12 protein-coding genes and 1 tRNA gene are annotated in these 15,531 nt (G+C 65.7%); 6 read left to right on the forward strand and 7 right to left on the reverse strand.

The features are described from left to right. Positions 1–98 precede the first annotated feature (98 nt). Positions 99–545 carry a MarR family winged helix-turn-helix transcriptional regulator gene (locus SB764_RS29230; protein WP_065065555.1) on the forward strand — a complete coding sequence of 149 codons (447 nt, stop codon included), beginning with the start codon at positions 99–101 and terminating at the stop codon, positions 543–545. A gap of 128 nt (positions 546–673) precedes the next feature. On the opposite strand, the gene SB764_RS29235 is transcribed toward SB764_RS29230, so the two are convergent. Continuing rightward, a tRNA-Leu gene (locus SB764_RS29235) sits at positions 674–760 on the reverse strand. Between the two features lie 352 nt (positions 761–1,112). On the opposite strand from SB764_RS29235, the gene SB764_RS29240 reads away from it, so the two are divergent. Beyond that, on the forward strand, positions 1,113–1,955 hold the full coding sequence (locus SB764_RS29240; protein WP_183038122.1) for a squalene/phytoene synthase family protein: 843 nt from the start codon (positions 1,113–1,115) through the stop codon (positions 1,953–1,955). A 49-nt stretch (positions 1,956–2,004) separates the two neighbouring features. Here SB764_RS29240 and SB764_RS29245 read toward each other — a convergent pair whose 3' ends face one another. From SB764_RS29245 to SB764_RS29255, 3 genes are all read right to left on the reverse strand, one after another. Further along, a complete protein-coding gene (locus SB764_RS29245) occupies positions 2,005–3,234 on the reverse strand; it encodes a DUF1501 domain-containing protein (RefSeq protein WP_410865837.1) in 1,230 nt (409 codons plus the stop codon). A 111-nt stretch (positions 3,235–3,345) separates the two neighbouring features. After that, positions 3,346–4,764: a DUF1800 family protein gene (locus SB764_RS29250; protein WP_410865845.1), complete on the reverse strand. Its 1,419-nt coding sequence runs from the start codon at positions 4,762–4,764 to the stop codon at positions 3,346–3,348. Between the two features lie 663 nt (positions 4,765–5,427). Beyond that, positions 5,428–5,715 (reverse strand): hypothetical protein, encoded by a 288-nt coding sequence (locus SB764_RS29255; RefSeq protein WP_231957791.1) that lies wholly within the window; start codon positions 5,713–5,715, stop codon positions 5,428–5,430. Between the two features lie 263 nt (positions 5,716–5,978). Here SB764_RS29255 and ompR point away from each other — a divergent pair, with 263 nt between their 5' ends. The 3 genes from ompR (at position 5,979) to SB764_RS29270 (ending at position 8,861) form a co-directional block, all read left to right on the forward strand. Next, a complete protein-coding gene (ompR, locus tag SB764_RS29260) occupies positions 5,979–6,713 on the forward strand; it encodes a two-component system response regulator OmpR (RefSeq protein WP_027814652.1) in 735 nt (244 codons plus the stop codon). A 55-nt stretch (positions 6,714–6,768) separates the two neighbouring features. Next, positions 6,769–8,118 carry an ATP-binding protein gene (locus SB764_RS29265; RefSeq protein ID WP_065065559.1) on the forward strand — a complete coding sequence of 450 codons (1,350 nt, stop codon included), beginning with the start codon at positions 6,769–6,771 and terminating at the stop codon, positions 8,116–8,118. Between the two features lie 194 nt (positions 8,119–8,312). Next, entirely contained in the window at positions 8,313–8,861 is a 549-nt protein-coding gene (locus tag SB764_RS29270) for a peroxiredoxin (RefSeq protein ID WP_065065560.1), read from the forward strand. Positions 8,862–8,902: 41 nt separating this feature from the next. Here the strand turns inward: SB764_RS29270 and SB764_RS29275 are convergent, their stop codons facing one another. From SB764_RS29275 to ispD, 3 genes are all read right to left on the reverse strand, one after another. Continuing rightward, a complete protein-coding gene (locus SB764_RS29275) occupies positions 8,903–10,042 on the reverse strand; it encodes an acyltransferase family protein (protein ID WP_176079259.1) in 1,140 nt (379 codons plus the stop codon). Positions 10,043–10,272: 230 nt separating this feature from the next. Further along, positions 10,273–10,761, reverse strand: a complete 489-nt coding sequence (gene ispF, locus SB764_RS29280; protein ID WP_065065562.1) for a 2-C-methyl-D-erythritol 2,4-cyclodiphosphate synthase — start codon at positions 10,759–10,761, stop codon at positions 10,273–10,275. Positions 10,762–10,794: 33 nt separating this feature from the next. After that, on the reverse strand, positions 10,795–11,526 hold the full coding sequence (gene ispD, locus SB764_RS29285; RefSeq protein ID WP_065065563.1) for a 2-C-methyl-D-erythritol 4-phosphate cytidylyltransferase: 732 nt from the start codon (positions 11,524–11,526) through the stop codon (positions 10,795–10,797). Positions 11,527–11,856: 330 nt separating this feature from the next. On the opposite strand from ispD, the gene mfd reads away from it, so the two are divergent. Further along, positions 11,857–15,327, forward strand: a complete 3,471-nt coding sequence (gene mfd, locus SB764_RS29290) for a transcription-repair coupling factor (RefSeq protein WP_065065564.1) — start codon at positions 11,857–11,859, stop codon at positions 15,325–15,327. Positions 15,328–15,531: the final 204 nt, after the last annotated feature.

The following is a 15,531-nucleotide window of genomic DNA, read 5'->3' on the forward strand; positions in this document are numbered from 1 at the left end:
GAGGGTTCATGCGCGTTGACCCCGGCGCTCGTTGAGGCAACAATCATGATCATCGCGACACGATCGCGCATACCTCACGCGACCAGACCAGGACGACCATGAAGGCAAGCAAAGCCGGACTCGAACAATTTTTGACCTATCGGCTCCATGTCCTGAACAAGCTCTCCGAACGCGGCGCAAGCGAGCGCTACCAGGCGAAGCTCGGCGTTACCCTGCCCGAAGCACGTCTCATCGCCGCGGTCGGCGCATTCGGCCCGTTTTCAGTGATGGAGCTCGCGCGCCACGCGAATCTCGACAAGAGCCAGGCCAGCCGCGCCGCGGAAGCGCTGATGCGCCGCGGCCTCATGCAACGCGACGCCAGCGAGGAAGACGGCCGGCTCGTGCTCGTCTCGCTCACGGCCGAAGGCCGCGCGCTTTATCGCAAGGTCATGCCCATCGCCCGCAAGTGGAATGTGGACCTGTTCGCCTGCCTCGAAGAGAAGGAGCGCGAACTGCTGAACCGCGCGCTGGAGAAAGTCATCGCGGCAGCCCAGGAAGATCTGTAACCGCGCCTTCGCGATAAACGAAACAGATGGTTAATACGGGCTGATCGGCGGGCCGATTCACCGCGCGCCCGGCGTAATCGGCACAAGAAAAAAGGCCACGTACCGTTGAGGTACGTGGCCTTTGTCTTTGGTGCGTGAGGCCGGACTCGAACCGGCACACCCTTGCGGGCGTCAGGACCTAAACCTGGTGCGTCTACCAATTTCGCCACTCACGCGAATGCTGCTGGCGAGACCGCTGCGAGTGGAAACGACTGAGAACCATCGCGTGCATCGAATGCAATACGGACCTGCCTGGGCGCGCTGCTCGGTCGGATAAAACCGCCGCGAACGCGCAAGCGCGAGATTCTAACCGATTGAATTGCGCTTGTCTGCAACTTGCAGCGCGGCGTGGATTGCGCCCTTTCCTCGCTCGACGGGCGGCGGACGGGCGGCGACCGGTGCGCCCGCGGCCCGAAAAACAGGCCGGTGCTAGAATCGCCGCTCCGCGGCTCTATGCCCCACCGCCGACCTCGCTGAACGATTCAGCCGGGCAGCGACAGCGCCGCGCCTCCCCACGCCCCGAACGCCGTGAATTTCGACGATTACTGCCTGCAAAAGGCGGCCCCACCCGGATCGAGCACGTACTACGCGCTGCGCCAGGCGAGCGCCGCGCGCCAGCCGCTCCTTGCCGCCCTGTTCGCCCTGCGCCGCGAACTCGAGGAAACCGCCAAGGAAACGAGCGACCCGACCGTGGGCCGCACGAAGCTCGCCTGGTGGCAGAAGGAACTCGCCGCGCTGGCCGCCGGCAATCCCTCGCATCCGGTCACGAAAGCGCTCGCCGCGCATCTCGACGATCCCGCAAATCTCTATCCCCTGTTACAGCAATTGCTCGCGGGCTTCGAGATGGATTTCGAGCAGGCCCGCTATCTCGACATGCCGAATCTGCGCCGTTATATCGACGGCGTGGGCGGCACGTTCGCCACGCTCGTCGCGCAGGCCTGCGTGCGCACGCCGCAGGAACACGAGTCGGCCGCACGCTGGGCCGCCCCGCTCGGCAATGCGCTGACGCTCGCTCAGTTCGTGCCGGAGATCGGCAACGACGCGCGTCATGGCCGCATCTACCTGCCGATCGACGAATTGCAGCGCTACAACGTCACCGCCGCCGATCTGATCAACCGCCGCTACAGCGCCGAATTCACCGAGCTGATGCAGTTCCAGACGGCGCGTGCGCGCGAAGCGCTGACTGCCGCGCTCGACGCGATTCCCGCCGCCGAGCGCAAACCGCAGCGAGCGCTGCGCGCGCTCGCCGCGCTCGAACTCGCGCTGCTGGACGAAGTGGAACGCGAAGGCTTTCAGGTGCTGCATCAGCACATCGCGCTCACGCCAATCCGCAAGCTCTGGATCGCGTGGCGCGCGGCACGACGTAACTGAGACCGGCGCAAAGCGCGCCGCTTTCAATATCGCGCGACGTCGAGCAACTTCAAGCGCGCAACAACGGCAACGGCTCGAAGCGCTGCTGCAAGACCGAGGCGGCGTCGAGTCCCCACCATCCGTTCAACACTGTCGCGTAGATCTGCCGGAAATCGATGGCCACGGGCAGATTGCCGTTGCCATCCAGACGCGCAAGCGCCGGCGCCTCGCCATACAGACCGCCCGCCACGCGCCCGCCCGCCACGAAATGCGCCGATGCCGTGCCGTGATCGGTGCCGCGACTCTGGTTCTCGCGCACGCGCCGTCCGAACTCGGCATACGTGGCGATCAGCGTGCGATCCCAACGCCCCATTTCGACCAGCGCCGAACGCATCGCGACCATGCCCGCCGCGAACTGGCGCAACAGCTCCGCGTGACGTTCGGGCTGGTTCTCGTGCGTATCGAAGCCATTGAGCGTGAGGCGGATGACCGCGACGCCGTCGCCTTGCACCGGCGCGCCTTGTGCCGTTTCGCCGGACGCCAGCGCCTGCATCGCCGTCTTCACCGAGGCGCCGAATGCGCCCGCCGGAAACGCCGTCTTCAACGCATATTCACCGGGCTGCGGCCGCAACTGATCGGCCGCATGCACGATGTCGTTCTCCACATCGAGCAGGTGCGCGAGCGCCGGATTGCGCTCCTGAAGCGCGACCGGCGTCACGAGCCGCGAAGCGCGCGCGAACTGCGCCGGATTGACGAGCGCGATGGCGCGCGCGCCGTTCGCGAGCGGCCCCATCTCGGCGCTGCCGAGCACCAGACCATCGGCGGCAAAACCCTTCGGCACGGGCGTGGTCGCGAACGCACGCGTGAGCCAGCCTTCGCGCAGATATTGATCGGAGCGCGACGCCGTATCCCAGATCTCGATCGAGCGAAAATGCGAGAGGTTCGGCTGCGCGTAGCTCACGCCCTGCACGATCGCGAGTTCGTGCGCGCGCCACATCGGCAGCAGAGGCGCGAGCGCCGGATGCAGCGCGGTGCGTTCGTCGAGCTGGATCGCGTCGCCGCGACGCACGCCAATGGTGCTGCGATAACGCGCATAGAGCGGATCGGCGTACGGCACGACGGTGTTCAAGCCGTCATTGCCGCCCTTCAACTCGACGAGGATCAGCAGATTCTCGTAGCCGCTCGCTCGCGCTTGCGCAGTCGCGGCGAGCGTTTGCGCGTGGACGCTCTCAGGCAGCCACGACGCCGCGCCTGCCGCCGTCGCCGCGGCCGCCGCAGCCAGAAAATCGCGTCGCTTCATGCCATGCCTCGCTCGTCGATGCGCCGCTGCGCGGCGGTGTTGTTGCTGTGCGTGCTGCGGTGAATGGCTTCGTTCGTGGATATCATCGTCCGTCTTCGTTTCGAGGCGCGCTCAAGTGAGCTGATACACGGGATCCATCAGGAGTGCCTGGAGATACGCCTGCGCACTGCTGCCCGCCGCAATGGCGTCGACGGGCGCGAGCGGCAGCACGGCATGCTGCATCTGCAACTGCTGCGAGAGATCGGGCTTGTCGCTCGCGCTCAGGCCGTAACGCGCGAGCCAGCCGTCGAGATCGAAACGCATGCCGCCTTGCGTGCGCAGCGGCGCTTTTTCGGTCGTCTTCGTCATCGCTGCGCCCATACGTGGACGCCCCGCCTCGGTCGCGCGAAACAGCTGCTCGACGAACTGCTTGCGTGCGAGCAGCGTCGAACTGTTGATCCACGCCACGCCGCCGGGCCAGCCTTTCACATTGGGCGGATAAAACAGATTCTCGCCGAGCGCCGCCGAGGTCCGCGCGAACGGCGCGGTGTCGCCATACGTCACGCCGAAGCGCCGAATCGTACCGACGATGAACGTCACCGGCGAACTGACCAGCACGCCGCGATTGCGCTCGTCCCAGAACGCAGGCATAAGCAGCAAGGCGCGCAACGCAGTGGAAATATCGTAACGACTCGCGCGAAAATGCGCGGCGACGTGGTCGAGCTGCGCGGTATCGGGCGTGTCGGACACGAACTCGCGCCACATTTTCGCCGCCACGAAATGCGCCGTCTGTGGCTCGCCGAGCAGAATGTCGAGCATCGCGTCGCCATCGAACGGGCCGCTGTGGCCGAGCACGGTCTTCACGCCGTCGTCGTGCTGCGCCGGCCGCGAGACGAATTGCCCGGTATCGGGGTCGACGGCCCAGCCCGTGTAGGCGCGCGCCGCCTCGCCGACGTCCTGCTGCGTGTACTGCCCTTCGCCGAGCGTGAACAGCTCCATGACCTCGCGCGCGAAGTTCTCGTTCGGCTTGCCCTTGCGATTGCTCGCGCCGTCGAGATAGAGCAGCATCGCCGGATCTTTCGCCACCTCGTGCAGCATTGTCGCGAAATTGCCGAGCGCGTGGCGCCTCAGGAGCGAATTTTGCTGGGCCATCATCTGGGGCTCCGGCACCTTGTCCTGACCCGACGTGAAATGGTTATGCCAGAACAACGTCATGCGCTCCGTGACCGGCGACGGCGTGACCAGCATCTCGCCCATCCACCACGCGCGCAATTCGTCGTAATGCCTGCCGCGCGTACGTTGCGCGTCGCGGCGCTGATCGGGCGTCCAGGCGTTGCGCTCGGCGCGCGTCGGCAGCGGCTCGGCGCACCAGGCGGGCAGCGGCGTGACGGCCTCGGTGCGGGCGGTGGCCAGCACGCGGTCGACGGCTTCGGCGCGCGTGAGGCCGACGTAAGGCGCGAGGTCGGCGCCGGCCGGTGCGAAGCCCGTGCGGATCAGCAGATGCCTCGCGTCGTCGGCGTCGAGCAGTTCGGTTTCGACGGACGAAGGCATCGCCGCAGATGCCGCCGGCGCATGGCGATGCACGTGAGAAAGATGCGACGCGCGGCGCGGCGGTTCGGGCTTCGTCTCGCTACTCGCATCTGCGGTGGATTGCGCGCAAGCGCGTCGGGACCACGCGCCGAGCGCCGACGCTAACGGCAGCGTGGACAGCGTGAAGAACGCGGCGCGCGTGACGGCTGGCTGATCCAGTGATGCTCGCACGGATGCGCCGGCGTCGGCTGCATCGCTCGCGTCGCTCACATGGCTGGCCGCGCGGCGCGGCGGGAACACCGGCAAGAAGCTTTTCATGGCGCCTGGGTTTCAAGGAGCGCGCAACGACCGGCCAGACGACCGCTGCCGTTCACGCGCGAACCTGGTGAATGTACCGGCATAACGAGTGGAGCGGGCGCGCTGTTGACTCCGCGGGCCACTCGGGCGCAAAGGATTTTGAAACTGATTTTTTCAGCGACGGGCGCCGCGCGAAGCGGTCCGAACGGACAAGAGCAGGGACACAGCGGGAAACAACGGGAAACAGCGAGAAACGCCTGGAAACAACGCGTAACAGCAGAAAGGCAGCGAATGACGAAAGATGCGATCAGCGCGACGGCGAAAGATGACCTGGCAGGCAATACAACGCAACACGCGACGCAACACACGCGACGTGGCGAGATGCGTCTAGCGCTTGTAGAGTTCGCGCACGGCGTCTTCGATGTGCTGGCGCAGCAGGCGCCGCTCGTCGGGCGTCATGTGGCCGTCGCGGCGGCGTTGGTCGAGATCGGGAGGAACGGCGTTGCGCTGATTGATGTCCGAAGCGGGACGAGGCGGCATGTCGTTGCGCACCCGACGAATGGGCGGCCTGCCGCCGTAGCGGGCCGCACCGGGCCCGTCACCGAAGGGCTGGGCGTGTGCCGGCGCCGCATCCAATGCAGCCACGACGCCGCTGGCCAACGCCAGAGCAATCATGGTGTGGCGCATTGTCGGCCTGACCCCTCCCATCGTTTTGTTCCCTTCTTGACGCGGCAAACGGCTACCTCGATTGCATTGTTCGGACCCAGTTCAACACGGGCACTGGTTCAAAATCGAATGAAGTATCTACCGAATGGCCGCTCAACGTAAAGAAGTCTATCTGTCAGTGCTTGATGCCGTAGCACAGCACGGGTAAATTTTGTAACTGACTGTAACCCGTTAATCGGTGCAATCTCGCACTGCAACCCAATCGCGCTAAGATGCCAGGCATGGAAACCAAGAACCCGTCCAAAATTCTCGTGGTCGACGACGACCCCCGACTGCGTGACCTGCTGCGCCGCTACCTCGGCGAGCAGGGTTTCAACGTATATGTTGCGGAAAACGCCCCTGCCATGAACAAGCTGTGGGTGCGTGAACGCTTCGACCTGCTCGTGCTCGACCTGATGCTGCCGGGCGAAGACGGCCTGTCGATCTGCCGCCGCCTGCGTGGCAGCAACGACCGCACGCCCATCATCATGCTCACGGCCAAGGGCGAAGACGTCGACCGTATCGTCGGTCTCGAAATGGGCGCCGACGACTATCTGCCGAAGCCCTTCAATCCGCGCGAGCTGGTCGCCCGCATTCACGCCGTGCTGCGCCGTCAGGCGCCGTCCGAACTGCCGGGCGCGCCGTCGGAAACCACTGAAGTATTCGAGTTCGGCGAATTCGCGCTGAACCTCGCCACCCGCACGCTCACCAAGGCCGGCCAGGAAATTCCGCTCACCACGGGCGAATTCTCCGTGCTCAAGGTGTTCGCGCGTCATCCGCGCCAGCCGCTCTCGCGCGAAAAGCTCATGGAGCTCGCACGCGGCCGCGAATACGAAGTGTTCGACCGCAGCCTCGACGTGCAGATCTCGCGTCTGCGCAAGCTGATCGAGCCCGATCCGGGCAGCCCGCGCTTCATCCAGACGGTCTGGGGCCTCGGCTACGTGTTCATCCCCGACGGCGCTGCCTGATACAGGATGGATGGCGTCTCATTGCCTGCACGACCTCTGTTGACGGGAAGGGTTCATGCGGATTGACCGGCGTCTGCTGACGCTCGCGTTCGGCGACCTGTTCTGGCGCACCTTCCTGCTGATCGCGCTGCTCATTGCGGTCAGTCTTGCGGCATGGTTCCAGAGCTTTCGCGTGATCGAGCGGGAGCCACGCGCCCAGCGCGTGGCGCTTCAGCTCGTCGCCGTGGTCAAGCTCACGCGCACTGCGCTCCTCTACTCCGATCCCGATCTGCGCCGCGCGCTGCTGCAGGATCTGGAGAGTAACGAGGGCGTGCGCGTGTATCCGCGCGAGACCACGGACAAATACAAGCTGCAGCCAGACGAATCGCTCAATCGTCTGATCGAGCACGACATCCGCGGCCGTCTCGGCGACGACACGGTAATTGCCCAGTCGGTCAACGACATCCCGGGCGTGTGGATCAGCTTCAAGATCGACGACGACGACTACTGGGTGGCGCTCGACCGCGATCAGCTCGACAACGTCACCGGCCTGCAGTGGGTCGGCTGGGGCATTTCCGCGCTTGCGCTGTCGCTGTTCGGCGCGGCGTTCATCACGAGTCTCGTGAACCGCCCGTTCGCGCGGCTCGCAATGTCCGCCCGCATGGTCGGCTCCGGCCAGTCGCCCTCGCCCTTGCCCGAAAGCGGCATGGGCGTGGCGGCGGAAACCAATCGCTCGTTCAACCAGATGGTGCGCGACCTCGAACAGCTCGAGGCCGATCGGGCGCTGATGCTCGCGGGCATCTCGCACGATCTGCGCACGCCGCTCGCGCGATTACGGCTGGAGACGGAGATGAGCCCGTCCGATCAGGCGACCAAGGACGCGATGATCGACGACATCGAGCAGATGGACATGATCATCGGGCGCTTCCTCGACTATGCGCGGCCGGTGCAGCGCATGACCGAGCGCGTCGATCTGTCCGTGATCGCGAGCGAGATGGCGGCGCGCCTGGCGACCGAGGACGGCGTGCGCCTGATCACGCGTCTCGCGCCCACGGCCATGGTCGAAGCCGACGACACCGATATGCGCCGCATTGTCGGCAACCTGATCGAGAATGCGCGCAAATATGGTGCAAGCGATTCCGACGGCATTCCTCACATCATGCTGGAAACGCGCGTTTCGCACTCGCGCGTGGAGCTTTCGGTGGTCGACGAAGGCCCCGGCATTCCCGAGGATCAGCTCGCGCTTGTCACGCGGCCGTTCTATCGCGTCGACAGTGCCCGCACGCAGGCCAACGGCACCGGCCTCGGCATGGCGATCGTCCAGCGCCTCGTGAGCCGTTATCGCGGCGCGCTGCGTCTGCGCAACCGCGCGCCCGGCCCGGGCCTCGAAGTCACGATCGAGTTTCCGCTCGCCAAGGGCGCCTGAGGCGCTTTCTCCACTTTTCTTCCGGTCGATTCACGCTCGTTGATTCGCGCCTGCACGGGCGCGGATCAACGCACGCGCGCGTCGAGGCGCACCGTCGCGGCACGCGCCGGCTTCCCCTGCCACAATCTGACGATGGGCCGCGCGCGTCATGCGCGCAGGCGTTCTTGCCCGTCTCGATCCAGGGGAGCAGCGACATGAAAACCATCGGCGACAAACTCGAAGCCTTCACCGTCACGGCCGCCAAACCCGGCTTTAATTTTCCGGAAGAAAACGGCGAATCGGCGTTTCAGGAAATCACCGAGCAAAGTTTTTCGGACAAGTGGAAGGTCATCTATTTCTATCCGAAGGATTTCACCGTGATCTGCCCGACCGAGATCGTCGCGTTCGCGCGGCTTCAAAAGGAATTCGAGGATCGCGAAACCGTGCTGCTCGGCGGCAGTTGCGACAACGAATACGTGAAGCTCGCGTGGCGGCGCGAGAACAAGGATCTCGACCGCCTGAACCACTACGCGTTCGGCGACGTGAAAGGCGAGCTGATCGATCAGCTCGGCATCCGCGACAAGGAAGCGGGCGTGGCGCTGCGTGCGACGTTCATCGTCGATCCGGACAACACGATCCAGTACGTGAGCGTCAACACGCTCAGCGTCGGGCGCAGCGCCGCCGAAGTGCTGCGCGTGCTCGACGCGCTGCAAACCGGCGAGCTGTGCCCGAGCGGTCGCGAGGTGGGCGGCGCGACGCTCTGAGCGGCGTCGTCGGTTAGCCCGGGGTGGTCTCCTGCACTGAATCAGGTCGGGCCGGCGGCCGCGCGCGCCGGCAGGCGTTCGCGGATCGCTCCGGCCAGCGGCTCCTTCCATTCGAGCACGCGCTTTTCCAGCAGACGCCACGACAGATGCGCGAGCAGCACGGATAGCGCGAACTGCACGCCGAGCGCCAGCGCGTCCTGCGCGAGCGGCGGCAGGCCGAGCCGCGTATAGAACACGGGCGCGTCGCCCAGACGCGAGGGCACGAGGTTGTGAAACAGGTAGAAGCCGTAGCTGATCGTGCCGAGATACGCGAGCGGCTTCGTTTCGAGCGCGGCCACCAGCACGCTGTCCTGCGCGCGCACGATCCACAGGAACACCGCGCCGAGCGACATCGCCAGCCCGATATCGAACAAGCCCGGCAGCACCGCGCGCTGCGTCGCTTCGCAGGTCTCGCAGTCGGCGCGCGCGAATGCGAACACCGCGAGGCTCGCGAACGCCAGCGCGAACCATGCCGCGCGCGGCACCGGTCCGTCGATCTGCACACGCTCGCCGCCGATCGCCAGCGAGCCGCCCAGCGCGAGCAGTGCGAAATTCCACGGCGAAAACGCGTAGACCAGCGGCTCGATCGCGCCCGTCGCGTAAAGCGCCAGATGCGCGAGCGCCGCCGCCCCGATCATGCCGATGCAGATTCCCAGATGCCGCGACGCGCGCGTGAACAGCAGCACGAACGGCGCGATCAGATAGAACTGCTGCTCGACCGCGAGACTCCAGAAATGCGACACCGTGCCAGGCCAGCCATCGCGCACCACGCCGATCCATAAATTAGACAGGAATACGAAATGCCACGCGAGGCCGAGTTCGACATCGCGCTGATAAAACCATGCGTGCGCGATCGTCAACGCGATCAGCAGCAGGTAATAAACCGGAAAAATCCGCAGCGCGCGCTTCACGAAAAAGACATACAGCACGGCGTCGCGGCGCGCGCCCTGCCCTTCGACGCGCAGCCGGTTGCGATGCAACTCACCGATGATGAGATAGCCGCTGATCAGAAAGAAAAGCCACACACCGATCTTGCCCGCGTCGATCGCATCGAGATGCGCCTTGTGCGAGAGGAACACCAGCATCACGGCCAGCGCCCGGAGACCGTCGAGGCCTTTCACGCGTCTTTCGAGTACCGTCATTGCCCTTTCCGTTTCCGGTTACGCCATCAGCATAAGGCGACAAAAACGAAAAGTAATCGGCAAGAAAAGCACGGGGCGATGATTGCAGATGCAACCATCGCCCCGAATGTCGAACAGGCACGCGACCTGCTCATGCTGTTGAACGCTTTTGCGGCACGACGCTTGCGCAGCGTGACTCCAGCGTGTGCGCCGTTCAGAAAAGCCCTTGTTTCAAGGGCTCAAACAGCGACTCACCCGATTGAAGCGCGCGTGAGCAACACCGCCGCTTGCGCTTCAATGCCTTCGCTGCGACCGAGATAGCCAAGCTTCTCGTTGGTTTTCGCCTTCACGTTCACGCGATCGAGCGGCAGATTGAGATCTTCCGCGATGCACGCGCGCATGGCGTCGATATGCGGCGAAAGCTTGGGCGCCTGGGCGATCACCGTGCTGTCGACGTTCACGAGCTTGAAACCCGCTTCTTCCACGCGGCGCAGGCATTCGCGCAGCAGCACGCGGCTGTTCGCACCGTAGAACTGCTTGTCGGTGTCGGGGAAATGACGGCCGATGTCGCCGAGCGCGGCGGCGCCGAACAGCGCATCGGTGATGGCGTGCAGCAGCACGTCGGCGTCCGAGTGGCCGAGCAGGCCGCGGTCGTACGGCACGGTCACGCCGCCGATCACGAGCGGGCGTCCCGGGACCAGTGCGTGCACGTCGTAGCCTTGTCCGATTCTGATATCCATGTGTGTTTCCGTGTGGTGAGGCGCGGCGCGCGGTCAGGCGCCGGCAGGCCGGTTGCTGCTGTGACTGAGGATGGCTTCGGCAAGCGCGAAGTCTTCGGGGTACGTCACCTTGAAGTTGCGCAGGCTGCCCTGCACGAGGCGCGGTGAATGGCCGAGCCATTCGATCGCACTGGCTTCGTCGGTGAGATCGTGGCCGTCCTGCTGCGCGCGCTCGATGGCGGTACGCAGCATGCCGATGCGGAACATCTGCGGCGTTTGCGCCTGCCAGAGCCCGTCGCGCGATTCGGTGCGCTCGATGCGCGGGCCGCCCGGCACGTGATGGGGCGCGACGCGTTTGAGCGTGTCGGCGACCGGCAGCGCCATGATGCCGCCGACCGGATCGTCCTTGAGCGCCTCGACAAGCGAGCGGATCAGCGCGGGCGTGATGCCGGGGCGCGCGGCGTCGTGCACGAGCACCCAGTCGTCGTCGGTGGCGCCGAACTCTTCGAGCGCGGCGAGTCCGTTGAACACCGACGCCTGGCGCGACGCCCCGCCGTTACGGCGCACGGCGAAGCGCAGGCCGCTGAAGCGGCGAGCGTCGAAATGAGTATCGTCAGGGGAAATCACCACCAGCGTCTGGGTGAACTCGGAGCAGGCATCGAAGGCGGCCAGCGTATAGTGCAGGAGTTCGCGTCCGGCGACCATTCGATATTGTTTGGGCATGGCCGATCCCGAACGGCTGCCGGTTCCGGCGCAGGGGATCAAGGCAAAAAGGCGTGAGGTCACGGTGTCGCGAGCCGCATGAGTCAAAGTAAAGGACGGATTTTATAATAGGTCCTTTGCCCGCACGGCCATCGCCCGCAATCTGCACGCGGGCGGCGGCCTGGCGGGCACGACGGCAGCCCTTCGAAAGCGACGTGCAGACGACGTTCGGGCCGCGCCGGCGCCCGCTGGGAAGCCGCTCGCACGCGGCCCGCAGCGGGTTTGGGCGCGCGCGCAAACCTTACGCTAACGTTACGATTAACTGTCAACCCCGGATCGCATGCTCTCCGCCTCGCGCGCGCCCGCGACTTTTTTGGAGTCCGGCCCGCATCGCGAAGCCAACCTGTTGCCTCTATGTCCGATATCGCCGCATCCTCGCAGTCACCGTCCACGTCTTCGTCACCGGTTGCCGTCGTCAAGCCCGGGCAGCGCTTCTCGTTCGACGGCACGCACGGTTCGTCCGACGCGCTGCTGATCGCCCGCTACCGCGAAGCCTCGCGCGCCGGCGCGCCGCTCCTCGCCGTGATCTGCGCGAGCGCCGTCGACGCACAGCGCCTCGCGCAGGAAATCCCGTTCTTCGCGCCCGAGGCGCGCGTGCGCCTGCTGCCCGACTGGGAAACGCTGCCGTACGACACCTTCTCGCCGCACCAGGATCTCGTCTCCGAGCGCCTCGCGACGCTGCACGATCTCGGCGAAGGCCGTTGCGACATCCTGCTCGTGCCGGCCACGACGGCGCTCTACCGCATGCCGCCCGCCTCGTTCCTCGCGGCCTACACGTTTTCGTTCACCCAGGGCGAGCGGCTCGACGAAGCGAAGCTCAAGTCGCAACTGACGCTGGCGGGCTACGAGCACGTGAGCCAGGTCGTGCGGCCCGGCGAATACTGCGTGCGCGGCTCGCTGATCGACCTGTTCCCGATGGGCTCGCCGCTGCCCTACCGCATTGACTTGTTCGACGATCAGGTGGATTCGATCCGCGCGTTCGACCCGGACAGCCAGCGCAGCCTCTATCCGGTCAAGGACGTGCGCCTGCTGCCCGGCCGAGAGTTTCCGTTCGACGAAGCCTCGCGCACGGCGTTTCGCAGCCGCTGGCGCGAAGTGTTCGAAGGCGATCCGAGCCGCGCGACGATCTACAAGGACATCGGCAACGGCGTGCCTTCGGCGGGCATCGAATACTATCTGCCGCTCTTTTTCGAAGAGACGGCCACGCTGTTCCACTATCTGCCGTCGAACGCGCAACTGGTGTTTTCCGGCGATCTGGAAGCCTCGATCCGCCGCTTCACCGCCGACACGAAGCAACGCCACAACTTCCTGTCGCACGATCGCGAGCGGCCGATTCTCGAACCGCAGCGCCTGTTTCTGAGCGACGAGGACTTCTTCACGCTCGCCAAGCCGTTCAGCCGCCTCGTGCTGCCCGCCGCGAGCGCGGGCGGCTGGGCCGTGCCGCTGCCGACGCTGGCGATCGACCGTCACGCCGACGACCCGCTCGCGACGCTGCGCAGCTATCTCGACACCACGAAGAACCGCGTGCTGTTCGCGGTGGAATCGGCGGGCCGCCGCGAAACCATCGCGCAACTGCTCGCCGACAACCACCTGCGCCCCACCTCGGCGGACAGCTACGCGAGCTGGCTCGAAAGCGACGAACGCTTCGTGCTCGGCGTCGCGCCGCTGTCGACCGGCTTCGCGCTGCCCGGCGAGCAACTCGCCGTCATCACCGAAACGGAGCTGTACGGCCCGCTCGCGCGCCGCGCCGGACGCCGCCGCCAGGAACAGGCGAGCAACGTCGATTCGATGGTGCGCGACCTCTCCGAGCTGAAAGTGGGCGATCCGGTCGTGCACGCGCAGCACGGCATCGGCCGCTATCACGGCCTCGTGACGATGGACCTCGGCGAAGGCGACACCGAATTCCTGCACCTTGAATACGCGAACGCGAGCAAGCTCTACGTGCCGGTGTCGCAACTGCACGTGATCTCGCGTTACAGCGGCGCCGATCCGGACAGCGCGCCGCTGCACGCGCTTGGGTCGGGTCAGTGGGAAAAGGCGCGCCGCAAGGCCGCGCAGCAGATCCGCGACACCGCCGCCGAACTGCTCAACCTCTACGCGCGCCGCGCCGCGCGCGAGGGCCACGCATTCGCGCTCGAACCGCGCGACTACGTGAAGTTCGCGGAAAGCTTCGGCTTCGAGGAAACGCCCGACCAGGCCGCCGCCATCGCCGCCGTGATCGGCGACATGACGAGCGGCAAGCCGATGGACCGCCTCGTCTGCGGCGACGTCGGTTTCGGCAAGACCGAAGTCGCACTGCGCGCCGCCTTCATCGCCGTGATGGGCGGCAAGCAGGTGGCGATCCTCTCGCCCACCACGCTGCTCGCGGAACAGCACACGCAAACCTTCACCGACCGCTTTTCAGAATGGCCCGTGCGCATCGCCGAACTCTCGCGTTTCAAGAGCGCGAAGGAAGTGTCGAGCGCGATCCAGCAGATCAACGACGGCAGCGTCGACATCGTGATCGGCACGCACAAGCTGCTCTCGTCGGACGTGCAATTCAAGCGGCTCGGGCTCGTCATCATCGACGAGGAACACCGTTTCGGCGTGCGCCAGAAGGAAGCGCTCAAGGCGCTGCGCGCCGAAGTCGACGTGCTCACGCTAACCGCCACGCCGATTCCGCGTACGCTCGGCATGGCGCTCGAAGGCCTGCGCGACTTCTCCGTGATCGCGACGGCGCCGCAAAAACGTCTGGCGATCAAGACCTTCGTGCGCCGCGAGGAAGACAGCGTGATTCGCGAGGCGATGCTGCGCGAACTCAAGCGCGGCGGCCAGGTGTACTTCCTGCACAACGAAGTCGAGACCATCGAAAACCGCCGCGCGATGCTCGAAGCGCTGGTGCCCGAAGCGCGCATCGCCGTGGCGCACGGTCAGATGCACGAGCGCGAACTCGAAACCGTGATGCGCGATTTCGTGGCGCAGCGCGCGAACGTGCTGCTTTGCACGACCATCATCGAGACCGGCATCGACGTGCCGAGCGCGAACACGATCCTGATCCACCGCTCCGACAAATTCGGCCTCGCGCAGCTTCACCAGTTGCGCGGCCGCGTCGGGCGCTCGCATCACCAGGCGTATGCGTATCTGCTCGTGCACGATCCGCAGGGCCTCACGAAGCAGGCGCAGCGCCGTCTCGAAGCGATCCAGCAGATGGAAGAACTCGGCTCGGGCTTCTATCTGGCGATGCACGATCTGGAGATTCGCGGCACCGGCGAAGTGCTCGGCGACAAGCAATCGGGCGAGATTCAGGAGATCGGTTTCCAGCTTTACACCGACATGCTCAACGACGCCGTGAAGGCGCTCAAGGACGGCCGCGAGCCCGATCTCAACGCGCCGCTCGCGGCGACCACCGAGATCAATCTGCACGCGCCCGCGATCCTGCCCGCCGATTATTGCGGCGACGTGCAGGAGCGTCTGTCGCTCTACAAGCGCCTCGCGAACTGCGAGCACGACGATTCGATCGACGGCATTCAGGAAGAGCTGATCGACCGTTTCGGCAAGATGCCGCCGCAGGCGCACGCGCTGATCGAGACGCATCGACTGCGACTCGCTGCCAAGCCGCTCGGCATTACGAAGATCGACGCGGGCGAGGCCGTGATCGGCCTGCAATTCGTGCCGAATCCGCCGGTGGACGCGATGCGAATCATCGAGATGGTGCAGAAGCACAAGCACGTGAAGCTCGCGGGTCAGGACAAGCTGCGCATCGAAACGCGCAGCCCCGACCTCGCGGTGCGCGTGGCGACGGTGAAGGAAACACTGCGCGCGCTCGGCGCGCCGTCGCGGGCCTGAGCGGCGCGGCGCGCGCAAACGCGCCTGGACGCGTGATGTTTTTTTGGCGGCGCCCGCGCTCACGACGAGCGCGGGCGCGCCATGCTGCGCTGCGCCATCCGTTCTCTTGATCGGCCCGGCAGCGCGCTGCCCGTGCGCCGTCGGGCCTCGCCGTGCTCTTTAGCTTGCGGGATTCTTTTTGGGTAAGATGGAATCCACAGCAAG

It is taken from the genome of Paraburkholderia sp. SIMBA_027, from assembly GCF_046535315.1.
Classification (GTDB): Bacteria; Pseudomonadota; Gammaproteobacteria; order Burkholderiales; family Burkholderiaceae; genus Paraburkholderia; species Paraburkholderia tropica.

Bases quoted from the DNA above. Each gene is read 5' to 3' on its own strand.
- SB764_RS29255 (WP_231957791.1), bottom strand. From the start codon at position 5,715: ATGATTGCTCTGGCGTTGGCCAGCGGCGTCGTGGCTGCATTGGATGCG.
- SB764_RS29230 (WP_065065555.1), top strand. From the start codon at position 99: ATGAAGGCAAGCAAAGCCGGACTCGAACAATTTTTGACCTATCGGCTC.
- SB764_RS29270 (WP_065065560.1), top strand. From the start codon at position 8,313: ATGAAAACCATCGGCGACAAACTCGAAGCCTTCACCGTCACGGCCGCC.
- mfd (WP_065065564.1), top strand. From the start codon at position 11,857: ATGTCCGATATCGCCGCATCCTCGCAGTCACCGTCCACGTCTTCGTCA.
- SB764_RS29245 (WP_410865837.1), bottom strand. From the start codon at position 3,234: ATGAAGCGACGCGATTTTCTGGCTGCGGCGGCCGCGGCGACGGCGGCA.
- ispF (WP_065065562.1), bottom strand. From the start codon at position 10,761: ATGGATATCAGAATCGGACAAGGCTACGACGTGCACGCACTGGTCCCG.
- SB764_RS29265 (WP_065065559.1), top strand. From the start codon at position 6,769: ATGCGGATTGACCGGCGTCTGCTGACGCTCGCGTTCGGCGACCTGTTC.
- SB764_RS29250 (WP_410865845.1), bottom strand. From the start codon at position 4,764: ATGCCTTCGTCCGTCGAAACCGAACTGCTCGACGCCGACGACGCGAGG.
- ompR (WP_027814652.1), top strand. From the start codon at position 5,979: ATGCCAGGCATGGAAACCAAGAACCCGTCCAAAATTCTCGTGGTCGAC.
- SB764_RS29275 (WP_176079259.1), bottom strand. From the start codon at position 10,042: ATGACGGTACTCGAAAGACGCGTGAAAGGCCTCGACGGTCTCCGGGCG.